Below are 18,475 nucleotides of genomic sequence, written 5' to 3'. Positions count from 1 at the left end.
CGTAGGAAATTTGAGAGGAGCTGACCTTAGTACGAGAGGACCGGGTTGGACGCACCGCTGGTGCACCAGTTGTCACGCCAGTGGCACAGCTGGATAGCTATGTGCGGAATGGATAAGTGCTGAAGGCATCTAAGCACGAAGCCACCCTTAAGATAAGATTTCCCATCCGTAAGGAGTAAGATCCCATGAAGACTACGTGGTTGATAGGCTCAAGGTGTAAGTGCAGTAATGTATGTAGCTTATGAGTACTAATAGATCGAGGACTTGACCATAATTTTTACCTGGAATGAAAAAGTGAAAACTTTACATTGGTTTGCAGTTTTGATGGTACATCCATCTAATATAATTTTATATTAAAAATATGGCTATTATAGAGTAGGAGATACACCTGTTCCCATTCCGAACACAGAAGTTAAGCCCTGCATCGCTGATAATACTTGGAGGGCAGCCTCCTGGGAAAGTAGGACGTAGCCAATTAAAAAAAGCACCTGAGAATATCTCAAGTGCTTTTTTTAATCATGAACAAGAAAATGCTTGAAAGGAAATTAAAAGGATGGGATTGAGGTTCAGAAAAAGCTTTACGATTTCAAAAGGAGTAAAGTCTGATATTGGAAAAATTGCTCAGGATTTTAATTTTGGAAATACAGGTCTGAGAAAAACAATAATCAGCAATAGAAAACTCCAGTTTAATGATAATGAATTAGAATTGCATACAGAAGATACATCGTTTTTGCATAAGGAATTTTCTAAAGAAATAATAAATGGAAATATCGAAGAATACAAGGGTGATGCTAAAACTGCAATAAATGAATATAAAAAAGTTATGGATATGATTACAGAAATACATAGAAATTCTGATGAAAGCATTGACTGGAACTATGTATATAAGAGCCCCGAGCCGTTTAATATAAATGCACTTGGGCCAAATGCATTGGAAGTAAAGGAACAAATAGATAATTATATACCTACTGCGAGTGAAAAGATATTCAAAACAAAGCTTGAAAAAAAACTATCAAATATGAAGAATGATTTAAGAAAAGCTATGGAAAAAGATGAAGAGACATATAATGGATGGAGAACTCTTGTAGACTTGGCTGGTGAGGTGCTAAGGGGGAATATAGATGCATATTTTGAGGTTATAAATGAAATGAGACCCCTTGATGATCTACTGGAATTTGGCGTAGATTTTGAATTTGGCTCAAATTCTTCAGATACTATTCACGTAGAATATGTGGCTGACTCTTCAAATACTGTTCCATTTTTTGAATTATCTCTTTCGAGCAATGGTAAACTTCAAAAGAATAATTTCAAAAGATCTCAGCATAATGAGATTATAAGGTTATATATTGCAGCTTCTGCAATAAGGATAGCTAAGGACATGTTTGCACTGCTTCCGATAGAAAAAACAGTAGTTCACATAGTAGATGATTATATAAATGAAGTTATAACAAAGAAAGAAAGGGTCACTGTACTCTCTGTTGAATTTGAAAGAGATAAACTTGAAAAAGCAGAGATGAAAAATAAAGATCCATTGGAAATACTTAAAGGATTCAATCATAATATGAAGTTTACAAAAGCATATGGATTCAGTCCTGTTGATAGGATTTAACCCATAATATTAACCGTCATAAAAACATATGGCGGTTTTTTTATTTAATATTGAAGTGAGATTTCAATTGTGTTATACTGGATATGTTAACTAAATATTGAACGTAAAGCATCATAGTCAAAGCTTTTAAACAGACACGCATAAAGAGTCTGATAAAAACTGGCTTTATTCACTGTAAAGTCTTATATGAGGAGAATAGAATGCATAAATGGAATGGTAAATCATTAAAAATAGGAGATCTTGTTGCAGAAACTCCAATTGTTCAAGGTGGAATGGGTATAGGGATCTCACTTTCGGGGCTGGCTTCGGCAGTTGCCAATGAGGGTGGAATCGGAGTTATTTCAGCAGCTGGAATAGGCATGGATCAACCTGATTTTGGGACAGATTATATAAGTGCAAACAACAGAGCTCTTAGAAAAATCATAAAAAGGGCGAGAGAGCTGACTAATGGAATAATAGGCGTAAACATAATGGTGGCGGCAAGAAATTTTGATGAACTTGCAAAATCAGCAATAGAAGAAGGCATAGATATAATATTTGCGGGGGCAGGTCTGCCACTGAATCTTCCATCGTTAAAAACCGCTTCTTCAAAGACTAAGCTCATACCTATAGTATCTTCTGTAAGAGCCCTCAAGGTAATAACTAAAAAATGGATAGATAAATATAATTATATTCCAGATGGCTTTGTACTTGAGGGGCCTATGGCGGGAGGACACTTGGGATTTTCTAAAGATCAGGTAGAAGACGGCGAATTCAGTCTTGAAAACCTGATTGTTCCAGTCGTTGAAGAACTTAAAAAACTGGAGAAATCTCTTGGACAAAAAATACCACTTATAGCTGGAGGAGGAATTTACTCTGGTTCTGATATAAAGAAAATTCTGGACCTTGGGGCTGATGGTGTTCAGATGGGAACAAGATTTGTGGCAACTCATGAATGTGATGCAGACATAAAATTCAAGGAAATGTATGTGAATGCACAAAAATCGGATATACGCCTTATACAGAGCCCAGTTGGGCTACCAGGAAGAGCTGTACACAACAATTTTATAGAAGAGGTTAAAAAGGGTAATAAAACGCCTGCAAAGTGTCCTTATAATTGCATAGTAACATGCAAGGGAGAACAGAGCGATTATTGTATTGCACTGGCACTTATAAACGCATACAAGGGAAAACTTGAAAATGGATTTGCATTTGCTGGTGGGAATGCATGGAGGGTGGATAAGATAACAAGTGTTAAAGAACTTGTAGATTCACTTGAAGCGGAGTATATAGCTGCATTATAAAAATATTGGATAAATTAAAGGAATATTCTTTTCGGATAAATGAAAAAGAGTATTCCTTTTTTTGTAGATTATTCATATAGTTGAAATTATTATGTTATAATTACAATGTATAACAATTTGAAAGGGGTTTGGAAAATTTGATTGAAATAAACAATGTATCAAAAAAATTCGATGATATAAAAGCTTTGGACAATATTACTATGAACATAAAATCTAAATCTATATTTGGGCTTGTAGGCTCTAATGGAGCTGGAAAGTCTACACTTATGCGAATAATAAGTGGGATAATAAGTCCAGATGATGGGCAAATCCTGCTTGAAGAACATCCGATTTATGAAAATGCAAGGATAAAGCAAAAGGTTTTTTACATATCGGATGAACAGTATTTTATAAAAAACTCAACTCCTGTTGAGATGGCAGGTTTTTATTCTACATTCTATAAGGAATTTTCTAAAAATAGGTTTATAAGGCTTATGAATGATTTTGAACTTGATCCAAGAAGAAAGATAGATACTTTTTCAAAGGGAATGAAGAAGCAGCTGTCTGTAATTTTAGGGCTGTGCTGCAAAACGGATTACATTCTTTGTGATGAAACCTTTGATGGATTAGATCCAGTTGCAAGACAAGCGGTTAAAAATCTCCTGAGAGAAGATATAAAGAGCAGGGGTATAACTCCCATTATAGCATCACACAACCTGAGGGAACTCGAAGACATATGTGACCATATAGGACTGCTTCATAAAGGGGGAGTGCTTCTGTCAAAGGATATTATTGAAATGAAACTTGAACTTAAAAAAGTTCAATGCGTATTTAACAAGGACCTTCAAAAACAGGACTTTGCAGACAATGGAATAAACATAATCAAACTTGACAGAAGAGCATCACTTTATACCATTGTTTCTAAGGAGAATAATGATAATCTGGTAAGAAAGATTGAAAGCATGAAGCCTCTTTTTTATGAGGTGCTGCCATTGTCTCTTGAAGAAATATTCATAACAGAAACGGAGGTGGCCGGCTATGATATCAAATCGATTATGCTTTAGTATCCGGATGATAAAAGACAGGCTTTTTCAAAATATATGGGTAAGTGCATTGTTTTTTGTAAGTTGCCTGTTCACGCTTCCCATACAATCGGCGCTTATATTCCAAAGATATATTTCTGATGTAGCTAACAAGTATATCACTCAGGATAATGCAGGCGAAAATATTTCAAGAATACTTGGACAAGGCAATGCTTTTTTCAAGCTTACGCTTATCATGGCAGCATTGGTAATGGGGTGGACATTTTTCTCCTATATTCATTCAAAAAAACAGGTTGATCTGTATCACTCTCTACCCATTAGCAGGATCAGAATTTTTGTAAGTAATTTTTTTGCTGGAAACATAAGCTTTGGAATTATTTATATAGTCAATATCATTCTTGCCTGCGTGGTGATTTCAGTTGTTGGCTTTGGAGCAGAGATAGATTATATGGATATGTTAAAGACTTTTATGATTAACATACTCTACTTTAATTCGATATTTTCAGTTAGTATACTGGCAGGGCTTATAGCGGGAACGAGTCTGATTCACGTACTTATAACATTCGTTATTTTGGAATATATTCAGATGATTGCAGTATTGTTTAGTCAATACATGAAATTCTTTTTTAAAACATTTTACGCAAATGCTATTTTTACAGATAAATTACTTATGAATCTATCGCCAGTGACGAATTTGTTTTCTGAAACATTAAATTTAAATTTAAATTTGCTTGGTGAAGTTGTAGCTTTGATTGCTATAATTATTCTAAATATATATATTTTCAATAGGAGGCCTTCAGAATCAGCTGGCAAAGCTATAATAAATAAAAAGCTTGAGGAAATTGTAAAATATCTAGTACTTATTGCAGGCACTATGGCGGGAGGACTCATATTTTATGAAGTGGGTCAGAGTAACAGCTGGATGATATTTGGACTGATTTTCAGTGCTTTTATAGGACATTGTATATTAGAGTGCCTTCTTAGTTTTGACATGAAGAATATATTTAAAAATAAAGGAAAATTGAGCATTTTTATGCTTGTGTTCGCACTTGGTTTTACGGCCCTGGACTATGATTTGGCAGGTTATGACAAAAAGATACCAGAATTTAGTGATGTGGAATCAGTTTCTATAAATCCCTTTAGCGTTGACCCTTACACAAGTTATAACTCACATGATTATGACGAAATTGATAAAATGGAAAGCGTAAGGCTTTCAAATCCAGATACGATCAAAGCTATTATTGAAATTGCAGATATTTCTGTACAAAATCAGAAAAATTACAAATCAAGCAGTAGCTTTGTATCAATTGAACATTTTCAGGTGGCTGTAAAATTCAATCTTAAGGATGGGAAAAACATTATTAGATATTACAAGTATCCACCTTTGAACAAGGCACTTTCTATTTTTTCTAATGTGTTTGATACGCATGAATTTAAATACAGGTATTATCCGCTTATGAATCTTAAATCAGAGGAGATACAAAAAGCTTCGGTTGAGTTTCCCGGATTTGTGAATCCAGATAATAAAAACTCATATGCATCAGAAATAAAAGGCAATGAGAAGATGAGAGTGATTTTAAATGCAGCTCAATATGACTTCTTAAAGATTAAAGCAGCTGATTTGAGAAAAAACAGCCCTGTGGCAATAATTACATTCACGGATTATGAGGAACAAAGAATAGACGTTCCTGTATTTAAGGAATATGAGAATACCCTTAAAATACTTTCATCTTTGGGTTACACAATAGAAGAACGCATAAATCCTGATTCGGTGGAATATATAGAATTATATGAATATAAAGAAGACGCTAAGGAAGAGATAAATTATGCGCAGACATATGAGTCAAAAGAACCAGTAAAAATTCTCAGAGAAAAAGATGAAATTAAAGATTTTTTTACTGAATTTATTTCAAGTTATAATATAAGCTATAATAGTTTTGTTATACCAGATTCTAACAAATGGGCAATCGTTTATTTCAAGGGTGATAACAATTCTGGATACGATTTTATATATGCAAAAGATATCGAAATTTAACAATAATTCAAAAAATATAAAAAAATCTTCAAAAAATTGTTTGCATTATTTATGGAAGTATAGTATTATATACAAAACGATGCTCCAGAAAATACAATTGAATATCAAGAACAAACAAACTTATCGAGAGTGGTGGAGGGACTGGCCCTTAGAAACCCGGCAAAGCGAAAGCTAGTGCTAATTCCAGCAGACAGAAATGTCTGAAAGATGAGTGTAGCCTAATAGAAATTTACTATAGCCACACTTACAAGAGTGTGGCTTTTTTATACCATATTTTAGCTGCACTAAATATAAAACATAATTATTAATTACAGAAAGGTGAAAACTAAAATGAAAAAATATGCAAGAGAGACACAATGTATACAAAGCGGATATAAACCTAAAAATGGAGAACCGAGAATACTGCCAATATTTCAGTCAACAACCTATAAATACGATGACGCAGATGAAGTAGGAAAATTGTTTGATCTTGAGGCGGCAGGTCATATGTATTCAAGAATAAGTAACCCTACCGTGGAGGCTTTTGAAAATAAAATTGCTGAAATGGAAGGCGGAGTTGGGGCCCTGGCTACTTCATCTGGACAAGCCGCAACGCTTATATCTGTTTTAACTATATGTAATGCGGGAGAACACTTGCTTGCAATGTCAAATCTTTATGGAGGAACATTTACGCTGTTTACTTCTACTTTGAAAAAAATGGGAATAGAGGTTACCTTCGTAGATCACAGAGCGGATGAAAAAGAAATCCAGTCTCAAATAAAACTAAATACAAAGCTGATATTTGGAGAGACAATAGGAAATCCAGGCGTTGATGTTCTAGACATCGAAAGAATTGCAAAAATAGCTCATGACAATAAGATACCGCTGGTAGTGGATAATACATTTGCAACTCCATATCTTTGCAGACCTTTTGAATTTGGAGCTGATATAATTACGCATTCGACTACAAAATATATTGATGGTCACGCAACCAGTGTAGGTGGAATAATAGTAGACAGTGGAAAATTTGACTGGAAATCAAGCAAAAAATTCCCTCATCTTACACAAGCAGACCCAAGTTATCATGGAATCAGCTACACAGAAAAATTTGGAGAGGCCGCCTATATAACAAAAGCAAGAGTAGCATTTTTAAGAGATATGGGAAGCACTATGAGTCCATTTAATGCATTCCTTACAAACCTTGGAGTCGAGACGCTTGCATTAAGAATGCAAAGGCACTCCAGTAATGCACTTGCAGCAGCTAAATTCCTTGAAAATCATCCAAATGTTTCATGGGTAAATTATCCACTTTTGGAATCATCACAAAGTTATGAGCTTGCTAAAAAATATCTTTCTGAGGGAGCCAGTGGAATAATATCTTTTGGAGTAAAGGGCGGAGTCGAATCTGGAAAAAAATTCATAAACAACCTTAAACTTGCCAGCCTGGTAGTACACGTAGGAGACATAAGAACCCACGTGCTTCATCCGGCGAGCATGACTCACAGACAGCTTTCACAGGACCAACAGCTTCAGGCAGGAATAAAGCCTGACATGATAAGGCTTTCAGTAGGTATTGAAAATATAGACGACATACTCCAAGACCTGGATCAGGCATTAAAAGCATAACAAATAGAAGAGGTGAAGAGACGTGCCAGTATTAATACCATATGATTTGCCAGCAAAAGAGATTCTGACAAAAGAAAAGATTTTCGTAATGAATGAAACCAGGGCTCAGACTCAAGACATAAGGCCGCTGCGAGTAGCGATAATAAATCTTATGCCCACCAAGATAGAAACAGAGACACAGCTCCTTAGGATGCTTTCAAATACAGCCCTCCAAGTTAATGTAGACCTGATAAGAACCAGCTCTCATGAGAGTAAAAACACAAGCAGGGAACATCTGGAGAAGTTTTACAAGACATTTGATGAGATAAAAGACAGTAAATATGATGCAATGATAGTTACAGGGGCTCCAGTCGAAAAACTTGACTACACTCAGGTCAGTTACTGGGAAGAACTCAAGGAAATAATGGACTATGCAAGAGAACACGTCTATTCGACCATGTTCATATGCTGGGCATCTCAGGCCGCTCTTTACCACTATTACGGAGTAGAAAAACATCAAATGGACAAAAAACTGTCGGGCATATTCGAAAATGAAGTAATTGCAGATAATGTCCTGACAAGAGGGTTTGATAAATATTTCTATGCTCCTCAGTCGAGATACACCTATTGCAAAGAAGAAGATATTAAAAAAATAGAAGACCTGGATATAATAGCAAGATCAGATGATGCAGGCGTACACCTGGCGGCGACCAGAGATAACAGATTGATATTTGTATCAGGACACAGTGAGTACGACGAAGATACAATCGACAAAGAATACAAAAGAGACCTTGCAAACGGGAAAGAAACGGAGCTACCTGCAAACTATTATAGAAATGATGATTCCGAAAAAGAAATAATGGTCAGATGGAAGTCTCACGGAAACCTGTTTTTCAGCAACTGGCTCAATTACTGCGTATATCAGGAGACGCCTTATGATATAGATAACATAAGCAAAAAAATAGTCGCAAAGTTTGGCGGGACTTCACTTTCTGATGCATCACAGTTTAACAAGGTAAAAGATATAATACTTTCGCAAAATGACAGAAACTATATAGTGGTATCGGCTCCGGGCAAGAGGTATGATGGAGACGTAAAGGTGACAGATATGCTGGGGTATACCCATAATATACAGACTGTGAAAGAAAGGGTAAGAGACCAGATAAGAGAGCTTAAGAAAAAAGAAGTTTTACTTATAAAAGAAAAAGAGAAGGTAATCTGCCAGATAGAAGAAAGATTTGAAGAAATATGCGATGAGCTTGGAGTTACCAGTAAATCAAAACGGGAGATAAAGGAAGTTACAGATCAGCTCAGAGATTCAAGTGACAGAGATTTTGTTATAAGCAGGGGAGAATATCTGAGCGCGGTGATAATGGCTGATTATCTAGGCTATGATTTTATTGATTCAAAAGACCTTATATTTTTTGATGAAGAAGGAAAGCTCGATGAAGGAAAGACCTATTCAGAAATAAGAAGAAAGATATCTCCAGAAGATAAAGTTGTAATTCCTGGTTTTTATGGGTCCAACCATAAGGGAAGCATAAAGACCTTTGAAAGAGGAGGGTCTGATATAAGCGGCTCCATAATAGCCAATGGAATAAGTGCATTCATGTATGAAAACTGGACAGATGTAAGCGGAGTAATGACAGCAGACCCTAAAAAGCAAAAAGATGCCATGACCATAGATACCCTGACTTACGACCAGCTTTTGGATATAACAAAAAACGGCGCCCAGGTATATCACCCAGATGCAATAAGGCCTGTAGCCAAAGCCGAGATACCAATAAATATTAAAAATACCAACAAACCACAAGATACAGGGACGATAATAAATGGAGGAGAGTAAAATGAAGACTGTTAAGATAGCTTTGCTCGGACTTGGAACCGTAGGAAGCGGAGTAAAGAATATATTAGAAGAGAAAAAAGACCAGCTAAGTCAGAAGCTTTTTGAAAAAACAGGTGAGAAAAAAGTAATAGAAATCAAGAAAATTCTTGTGAGAAATACAGACAAGGACTATGGAGTAGACAAAGCAATTCTGACAGATGATTATGCACAGATAATAAATGACCCGCAGATCCAGATAGTAGTAGAGTTAATAGGTGGCCAGGAGCCAGCTTCAAAATATATGGAGCAGGCAATTGAAGCCGGAAAACATGTTGTAACTGCAAACAAGATGGCTATAGCCATGTCTGGAGGATCAATAGAAGACAAGGCAAGAGAAAAAGGCGTGTCTTTTATGTATGAGGCCAGCGTTGCAGGAACTATTCCTGTAATAAGAGTGATTGAGGATTCACTCGTGGCAAATGAGATACAAAAGATATCAGGGATTATCAACGGAACTACAAATTATATACTCAGCAAGATGATGAATGAAAACCAGAGCTTTGAATCTGCCCTTAAAAAGGCACAAGAACTTGGATTTGCAGAAGCAGACCCTACATCTGACGTTGAAGGCTATGATGCCATGTACAAGATTGCAATACTTTCAAAACTGGCATTTAATATCATGCCAGATTTAAATGATATAAAAAGAACCGGTATAAGAGGAGTTAGCATTTCAGATATAAATAAAGCCAGAGAAAATGCCAATACCATAAAATTTATAGCCCAGGCTGAAAAATGTAGAGATGGAGTCAGGGTATCAGTTTCTCCTTTAGAAATAAGTAAGGACCACTCTCTTGCAAACGTTGACGGGGCCATGAACGCAGTATATATAACCTGTGACAACGCAGGCGAGATAATGCTCCAGGGAGCGGGAGCCGGTTCAAGACCTACAGCAAGTGCTGTAGTCAGCGACATATTTGCCATTGCAGAAAAACTGTAATTACTAATTATGATAGTGTAAACTTTATATAAAGGGGTAAAGACGATGAAAAAAACCAATATAGCCGTACTTGGAGCAACAGGAATGGTAGGGCAGAGATTTTTGACTCTGCTTGAAGACCATCCCTATTTCAAGGTAAAAGTCCTTGCAGCAAGTCCTAATTCTAAAGGGAAAAAATATTCAGATGCTGTAGAAGGCAAATGGAAGCTGGATAAAAAAATACCAGAATATGTAAAAGATATGGTGGTGGAGGATGTAAGCGACTTTGAAACCGTGGGCAAAGATGTAGAATTAGTACTTTGTGCACTGGATCTTGACTCGGAGGCAATAGTTAAAATTGAGGAAGCCTATGCGAGAAAAGAGATAATTGTTGTATCAAACAACTCTGCAAATAGATGGACACCTGATGTACCAATGCTTATCCCAGAGATAAACAAGGATCAGCTGCACATTTTGGATGTACAAAAAAAGAGGCTGGGAACAAAAAAAGGTTTTATAGTTGCAAAGCCAAATTGCTCAATACAGAGCTATGTACCAGCACTTGATGCGCTCAAAGAATTTGAACCAGACCAGGTTATGGTAAGTACTTATCAGGCTATATCTGGAAGTGGAAAGACATTTGACCAGTGGCCAGAAATGATAGGAAACGTTATACCCTATATTGGAGGAGAAGAAGAAAAAAGTGAAAAAGAACCTCTTAAGATATGGGCGCAGGTAAAAGATGGAAAGATTGTAAATGCCTTAAAACCGGTTATAAGTGCTCAGTGCATAAGGGTATCGGTGCTCGATGGACACATGGCAACCGTGGCGGTAAAATTTGCAAAAAAACCGTCTAAAGAACAGATTCTGGAAAGATGGGAAAATTACAAGACTGCAATAGCAGATATGAACCTTCCGCTGGCTCCAAAAAAATTCCTGAATTATATGGAAGAAGACAACCGGCCTCAACCCTTGCTTGATGCAGATCTAGAAAAGGGGATGGCTGTGACTATAGGCAGGCTGAGGGAAGATACAATATTTGATTATAAGTTTGTATGTCTTTCTCACAATACTCTAAGGGGTGCAGCAGGCGGAGCACTTTTGACTGCGGAGCTTATAAAAAACATGGGATATCTGGATTAAATATATTTTAATAATATATTTAATATAAAGCTTAATACTTAACACCTCCAAATGATACATTTCATGCTGGAGGTGTTTTTTAGTGAATAATCATGGATGATATGTTAAAATATTATCTATTTTAAGTTGAAATATAAAAAAACAAGGCTCTATTTTATGTAATTATAGTCACAAAATTGAATTTTCAGTATATAAAAGTCCATAATAGGGAGTAATTGAAAAATGATTCAAAAAACAAAGAAATAAATTTCAATTTCGGAAAACGTAGTATACCAATGAAATCCAGATGAAGTTTAAAGGGGGGTGCAAAAAAAACATATAAAAATCATAAAAATGCCAAAGTTACTGAAAAAGCTGGGATGCTGATATTGATACTATTTAAACGACGATGTTGGCACGAATATTGCTTTATTAAAGGACATGTTAATATTTTTTACGTTACATAAGAATTCAGGAGGAATCATGGAAGCAAGAAAACCGTATCTTTATGAAGCAATTTTATCTTTTACATTTCTGATACTTTGTATGGGAGTGGGAATAGCAGTGTATGGCGCTAATCCTCATATACCTATGTTGATAGGTACAGCTTTTGCATCAGTTATTGCAATTAAAATGGGATTTAAATGGAAAGAAATAGAAGATAGTATGTTCCAGGGTATACTTCAAGCTATGCAGGCAATAATAATACTTGCAATAATAGGAGTGCTTATTGGAGTATGGCTGCAAGCTGGAGTCGTGCCGACGATGATATACTACGGACTTAAAGTACTTTCTCCTCAGATATTCCTTGTTGCGGCAGTTATAATATGCTCTATAACATCTTTGGCAACTGGAACTTCATGGGGAACGGCAGGGACGATAGGTGTTGCACTTATGGGAGTAGCTACAGGTCTTGGAATACCAGCTCCTATAGCAGCTGGAGCTATCATTTCGGGTTCTTATTTTGGAGACAAGATGTCACCTCTTTCAGATACTACAAATCTTGCACCTGCAATGGCTGGAACAGATGTATTTACTCATGTAAAATTCATGATGAAACCTACGCTTACAGCATATGCAATAACTCTTATTTTCTTTGGATTTGTAGGTATGAGATTTGGAGCAGATAATGTAGATTTTGGGGCAATAGAAATTATAAAGCAGGGACTTTCAGACAACTTTAACCTTTCTCCACTACTTCTTTTGCCACCTGTTATAGTAATCTTTTCTATAGCAAAGAAAATGCCAGCAATACCAGGAATTTTTCTGGGAATAATTTCTGGTGCTATTCTTGGAATGATAATCCAGGGGGCGAATTTTGGAGATATATTAAACGTGGGATACAATGGATACGAGAGTACGACTGGTGTTGAAGTAATAGATTCACTGCTTTCATCAGGAGGGCTTTCAAACATGTTCTATTCAATATCACTCACAATATTTGCAATGATGTTTGGTGGAATAATGGAAAGAACTGGTCAGCTTGAAGTAATAGTTGAAAAACTGGTAAAGCATGTAAAATCAGATCAGGGACTTATTGGCCTTACAATGTCTACATGTCTTTTAAGCAACATGACTATGCCAGAACAGTATATAGCGGTTGTACTTCCAGGAAGAATGTATGCTCAGACTTACAGGGATCGTGGACTTCATCCAAAAACACTTTCTAACGCACTTGAATCTTCAGGAACCATAGTTTCGGCTCTGGTACCGTGGAATACATGTGGAGCCTTCCTTATGGGGGTACTTGGAGTATCTACGTTCGCATATGCTCCGTGGGCAGTATTTAACTATGTGACTCCTATAGTAGTAATAGCTCTGAGCTATGTTGGAGTAACTGTAGCAAAAATGACACCAGAAGAAATAGAAGAAAGAGATAATCTTAAGCTTGCAGAATAAAAATTGAAAAAAATTTCATAAAATGATATAATTGAGAGAGCGGAATGCTCTCTCAATTTTTTTAGGAGTAAAAAATGAAAAATAAGTGGTACACATATTTTATTCTGGCTGCCTTGATAATTATTTTTGGTATAAATCAATTGCTGGTATTAGAATATAATGTAAACATAATAGAATATATAAATTATTCACGAGATTTTACAGAAAACGACAAGGAGATACTCAATAAGTATTCTCCGATAATATACGGAGGAAATATGAATGACCCTCCCATGGGTGCATATTACCAGGAAAGTGGACAGTATCTGGGACTTGCTGTGGATCATATGAGTGCAATATCCATACAACTAGGGGAAAACATAATATCAAGACCCATGGTATGGGACCATGCAATAGAGGCTTTAAAAAAAGGTGAGACTGATATATGTGACATGATTCCATCTGAAGAAAGGGGCAAGTACTTTGCCTTTACCGATCCTATATACACTATAAGAGGAGTAGCTGTAGCGAGAAAAGAGTATGAAAACCTTATAAAACAAGACAACTGGGAAGATATGAAGGTGGCAGTTCAAAAGTCGGATTATTCAGTAGAGTTTATATCCAAAAGGGTAAAAAAAGAGAATATAATATACTCAAAAGATCTTAAAGAAGCGATTCGTCTTCTTGAGCAGGGAAAAGTACAGGCAGTTGCGGGAGATGAACCTGTTATAAGATATTTTATGAAAGAACTTAAATATATGGATGATTATCATATATTAACTAAGCCCATATACGAAGAAGAATGTGTACTTGGGGTACCAAAGGCTAATTCAGACATAGTTGCGGTGCTTAACAAGGCTATTTTCACCTTAAGAAAAAATGGAACTATAGACAAGATTAATGAAAAGTGGATGCTTTATGCAGAAAGAAGTGCAAAAAGAAATACAGAAAAACTCAGACTTATATTTATGATATCAATTTTTCTGGGGATTCTAAGTGCATATACCGCTTATATGTGGAATAAGAGCCTGAAAAACCTTGTGGATACAAGAACAAAACAACTAGAAAGCACTAAGAGGGAGCTCGAAGTCACCTTTAACGGCATAAATAATATGATTGTAATACTTGATGCAGAAGGGACTGTAATAAGCGTAAACAAATCATATAAAATATATACTGGGAAAAAAGAGAAAGAGCTTATTGGAAGTGATTTTACAAGAATGCCCGTCATTAAAGACTTTGAAAGAGAATTTACCGGGATAATATTTAAAATACTCAACAAGGGAGCCTTGGATGGGTATGACTCATTTTCAAATAATTATGAATTGAAAATTCAAAGTGGCATATATAATATAAAGATATTTATACTAGAACATGAACAAAATGTAGTGGGGCGCCTTGCTATAATGATTGAAGATGTAACGGTGCGAAAGATTAATCAAGACAAGCTGACACAGGAAAATAAGATGTCAGCAGTTGGCCAGCTCGCAGCGGGAGTAGCTCATGAGCTGAGAAATCCCCTGGGTATAATAAGAAACTCCACATTTCTCATGAATGAGGATTGGGGGGATCAGCAGATGCGAGAAATGGCAATAGACTCTATAGACAGCTCGATAGAGAGGGCAGGTAAAATTATTGATAATTTGCTTAATTTTTCCAGAATAAATCAGAGTAAAGATGAATTTATGAATTTATCAGATATGGTAGATGAAGTAATAAATCTTTACTCTGTATCTACAAAGAAAAACAAGATAGTATTCAAGGTGGATATAGATCAAAGTCTTTATATAAATACCAACCGGACTTCGCTGAGTCATATACTTATGAATCTTATTCAAAATGCAGTAGATGCAATAGGAGAAGATGGATACATAGCTATATCGGGACACCGGCAGGGCTTGTTTATTATAATGAAAGTGGAAGATAACGGAGGAGGAATTTCAAAAAAAGACATTGAAAAGATATACGAGCCATTTTTTACAACAAAAGATATTGGAAAAGGAACGGGACTTGGACTTTATATAGCGTATACAGAAAGTGTAAAAATTGGATCAGAAATTGCGGTTGAAAGTATGGAAGAGAAAACAGTATTTACACTTAAACTTCCAGCTTTCAAAGAAGACGGAGATGATTTAAAATGAAAAGTGAAACAAAAATACTTATAGTTGATGATGAAAAGAATTTCAGGGAACTACTTCGCGCAATACTGAAGAAGAGAGGATATAAAGCAGATTGTGCACAAAATGGTTTAGAGGCTGTAAGGGCAATGAAGTCAGAAGAATATGATATTGTAATTACCGATCTTATGATGGATGGCATGAACGGAATGGACCTTATAAAATATATTAAGGAAAACAAGATAAAGTCCAGATGTATAATAATAACAGCCTATGGCAGTATTGAAAATGCAGTAGAAGCTATAAAAGAAGGCGCATTTTCATATTTCATAAAAAGTAATAACCCTCAGGAGCTGATTTTTGAAATAGAAAAAATTGTAGAAATTAACAAGCTCAGTAAAGAAAACGAGATGCTCAGGAGCCAGATATATGGGTTTGATGCCATGCTCAGTACCAAAAGTGAAAAATATTCAAATGTCTTAAAACTTGCAGAAAAAGTAGCATCAACAGATGTAAATGTCCTTATACTTGGGGAATCAGGGTCGGGCAAAGAAATCCTTACCAAATACATCCATATGAAAAGCAGTAGACGTGAAAATGTACTTGTTTCAGTTAACTGCCATGCTCTTCCTGAAACCCTTATTGAATCAGAGTTATACGGTCATGAAAAGGGGTCGTTCACTGGTTCTGAGGGTATGAGGAAGGGCCGGTTTGAATCAGCGGATGGAGGTACTTTATTTTTGGATGAGATAGGTGATATACCCCTCGTCTCTCAGGCGAAAATACTTAGAAGTATAGAAAACAAAGAAATCGAGAGAATAGGAAGCAATGAACCTATAAAAGTAGATTTTAGACTTATATGCGCTACTAATCGCAATATTTCAAGAGATATAGCAGAGAAAAAATTCAGAGAAGACCTCTATTACAGAATAAGTACTGTAACCATAGAAATACCCCCTCTTAGAGAACGAAAAGAAGATTTGCCTCTTCTAATTGAATTTTTCATGGAGCAAAGCAGCAGGGAACTGAAAAAAGACATAAGACATATCGATGATAATCTTATGAAAGTCTTACTTTCGTATGATTATCCGGGTAATATAAGAGAACTGAAAAACATAATAGAAAGACTTACTGTAATGGCTGAAGATGACAGCATATCACTTGAAGACGCTACCCAATATAATATATTTTTGGATTCAAATGAATATGAAAAAAACTCAAATCTAAGTCTGAAAGAAGCGAGAACTATAGCGGAAAGAAAGTATATAAAAGAGGTTCTTGATAAAAATGACTTTAATATGGAAATTTCTGCCAAAACTCTTCAAATTTCGAGCAGGCAGCTATATAATAAGGTAAAAGAGTATGAGATCAATATAAAACATTAAGTAAGCAAATCATCTGATAGAGGTGATTTGTTTTTTTGTGTGGGGCTTGAAAAAGGATATTTTGTGTGATAAAATAAAAATTACACTCATATGAACACGTGTATCCAAAGGACGGACAAAAAGGAGAAGCGACATGGCTCAATTTTTCAGCACAAGAAATGACAAAGAAAGAGTAAGTGGATCAAAAGCTATAATACATGGAATTGCAAGTGATGGGGGGCTTTACGTTCCTGAAAAGTTTGAGAATATATACAAAGAATGCATGGAAATGGATAATTATAGCGACGTGTGCAACAAAGTCTTAAGTAGTTTTTTTCCAGAAATAGGTATTTCAGAGCAGGTAGAAATGGCATACAGCAAATTTAGCGAGAATCCTCCAGTTATTATCAAGAAGGCGGGCGATTTTAATGTTGTGGAGCTATATCATGGCCCAACTTGTGCTTTCAAGGACTTTGCACTTTCTGTATTACCGCATCTTGTCAGAAAATCAAAAGAAATAGAAATTGATTCAAACAATACTGTCATACTGGCTGCGACATCAGGAGACACGGGAAAAGCGGCACTGGAAGCTTTTTCAAATAAAGATACATATGAAAAAGATATACAAATAGTTGTGCTTTATCCTCAAAATGGAGTAAGTGATATACAAAAGAGACAAATGATAACACAAGAGGGAAGTAACGTAAATGTGATAGGCATAAATGGGAATTTTGATGATGCTCAAAGCGCTGTAAAAGACTTGTTTGCAGATAAAAAACTTAGAGAATTACTTATGAAAGACAATTTGGATTTCTCATCCGCAAATTCTATAAATATTGGAAGGCTCATTCCGCAGATTGCATACTATTTTTATTCATACACAGAACTTGTTGCAAGAGGCGAGATAAAAGAGGGAGAAAAAGTAAGCTTTTGTGTACCTACAGGAAATTTTGGGGACATACTTGCCGGATATTACGCAAAAAAGATGGGGCTGCCTGTATACAGGCTGATTTGTGCCTCAAATGAAAATGATGTTTTGACTGATTTTTTCCAAACAGGCATCTACAACAAAAAAAGGCAACTTCTTCTTACCGCATCACCTTCTATGGACATACTGATTTCAAGCAATCTGGAGAGACTCCTTTATCATATATCGGCGAGCACAAATATGGTATCAAAGTGGATGGACCAGCTTGAAAAACAAGGCTTTTATTGCATTTTCGGAGATGATGAAAAATTTAATGAAAAGATAAAAAAAGAACTGGAAATATTTATTGGGTTCAGCTCAAGTCACGCTTTATCACAAGAAACCATTCATAAGACATATAAAAAGTACGGATATCTCATGGATACCCACAGTTCAGTAGCCTATAGCGCCGCCGAAGAAATTCATTTACCTGGCAAGACTATAGTGCTCTCGACAGCAAGCCCTTTCAAATTTGCACCAAGTGTATGCGAAGCACTGGGGCTGGATATTTCAGGTCTGTCTGAATTTGAAATTTTGGATCTTTTGAGCTCTAAAACTGGAGTTGAAATTCCTGGGCCGCTAAGAGAACTTGAGGGCAAGGAAGTTATTCACAATCTTATGGCAGAGAGAAGTGATATAAAAGAAGTCGTGACTGCACTATTAAAAAGACAATAAAAAAGACGGGGGAAT

General features: G+C 35.9%; 12 protein-coding genes, 2 rRNA genes and 1 riboswitch. All 14 genes read left to right on the top strand.

All coding sequences use genetic code 11. From position 1 onward, the window contains the following. Positions 1–272: ribosomal RNA gene (locus tag G558_RS0109655) — 23S ribosomal RNA — on the top strand; the annotation flags it as partial. Positions 273–360: 88 nt separating this feature from the next. Continuing rightward, a 5S ribosomal RNA gene (rrf, locus tag G558_RS0109650) occupies positions 361–477 on the top strand. Positions 478–553: 76 nt separating this feature from the next. Then, complete coding sequence (locus tag G558_RS0109645) at positions 554–1,609, top strand: hypothetical protein (protein WP_028829982.1); 1,056 nt, start codon at positions 554–556, stop codon at positions 1,607–1,609. 200 nt (positions 1,610–1,809) lie between these two features. Continuing rightward, positions 1,810–2,892 (top strand): NAD(P)H-dependent flavin oxidoreductase, encoded by a 1,083-nt coding sequence (locus G558_RS0109640; RefSeq protein ID WP_028829981.1) that lies wholly within the window; start codon positions 1,810–1,812, stop codon positions 2,890–2,892. Between the two features lie 137 nt (positions 2,893–3,029). Beyond that, positions 3,030–3,935 (top strand): ABC transporter ATP-binding protein, encoded by a 906-nt coding sequence (locus G558_RS0109635; RefSeq protein WP_028829980.1) that lies wholly within the window; start codon positions 3,030–3,032, stop codon positions 3,933–3,935. After that, positions 3,910–5,949 (top strand): DUF6449 domain-containing protein, encoded by a 2,040-nt coding sequence (locus tag G558_RS0109630; RefSeq protein ID WP_028829979.1) that lies wholly within the window; start codon positions 3,910–3,912, stop codon positions 5,947–5,949. The genes G558_RS0109635 and G558_RS0109630 overlap by 26 nt, the downstream gene beginning before the upstream one ends. A 117-nt stretch (positions 5,950–6,066) precedes the next feature. Next, a riboswitch (SAM riboswitch) is annotated at positions 6,067–6,163 on the top strand. 116 nt (positions 6,164–6,279) lie between these two features. Further along, positions 6,280–7,554: an O-acetylhomoserine aminocarboxypropyltransferase/cysteine synthase family protein gene (locus tag G558_RS0109625; RefSeq protein WP_028829978.1), complete on the top strand. Its 1,275-nt coding sequence runs from the start codon at positions 6,280–6,282 to the stop codon at positions 7,552–7,554. 22 nt (positions 7,555–7,576) lie between these two features. Continuing rightward, positions 7,577–9,379 (top strand): homoserine O-acetyltransferase/O-succinyltransferase family protein, encoded by a 1,803-nt coding sequence (locus tag G558_RS0109620; RefSeq protein WP_028829977.1) that lies wholly within the window; start codon positions 7,577–7,579, stop codon positions 9,377–9,379. Position 9,380: 1 nt separating this feature from the next. Further along, the gene (locus G558_RS12980; RefSeq protein ID WP_051188632.1) at positions 9,381–10,358 is read left to right on the top strand and encodes a homoserine dehydrogenase; all 978 of its coding nucleotides are present in this window, start codon (positions 9,381–9,383) and stop codon (positions 10,356–10,358) included. A 45-nt stretch (positions 10,359–10,403) separates the two neighbouring features. Continuing rightward, positions 10,404–11,480, top strand: coding sequence for an aspartate-semialdehyde dehydrogenase (gene asd / locus G558_RS0109610; RefSeq protein ID WP_028829976.1), 1,077 nt, complete (start codon positions 10,404–10,406; stop codon positions 11,478–11,480). Positions 11,481–11,942: 462 nt separating this feature from the next. Beyond that, positions 11,943–13,358, top strand: coding sequence for a Na+/H+ antiporter NhaC (gene nhaC, locus G558_RS0109605; protein ID WP_028829975.1), 1,416 nt, complete (start codon positions 11,943–11,945; stop codon positions 13,356–13,358). Between the two features lie 74 nt (positions 13,359–13,432). Continuing rightward, complete coding sequence (locus tag G558_RS0109600; RefSeq protein ID WP_028829974.1) at positions 13,433–15,478, top strand: transporter substrate-binding domain-containing protein; 2,046 nt, start codon at positions 13,433–13,435, stop codon at positions 15,476–15,478. Further along, entirely contained in the window at positions 15,475–16,839 is a 1,365-nt protein-coding gene (locus G558_RS0109595; protein ID WP_028829973.1) for a sigma-54-dependent transcriptional regulator, read from the top strand. The genes G558_RS0109600 and G558_RS0109595 overlap by 4 nt, the downstream gene beginning before the upstream one ends. Positions 16,840–16,972: 133 nt before the next feature. After that, entirely contained in the window at positions 16,973–18,460 is a 1,488-nt protein-coding gene (gene thrC / locus G558_RS0109590) for a threonine synthase (RefSeq protein ID WP_028829972.1), read from the top strand. The last annotated feature ends 15 nt before the right edge of the window (positions 18,461–18,475 follow it).

The organism is Proteocatella sphenisci DSM 23131 (assembly GCF_000423525.1).
Classification (GTDB): Bacteria; Bacillota; Clostridia; order Peptostreptococcales; family Filifactoraceae; genus Proteocatella; species Proteocatella sphenisci.
Note: the sequence above shows the minus strand (reverse complement) of the source record. Positions and strands in the feature narration are given on the sequence as shown.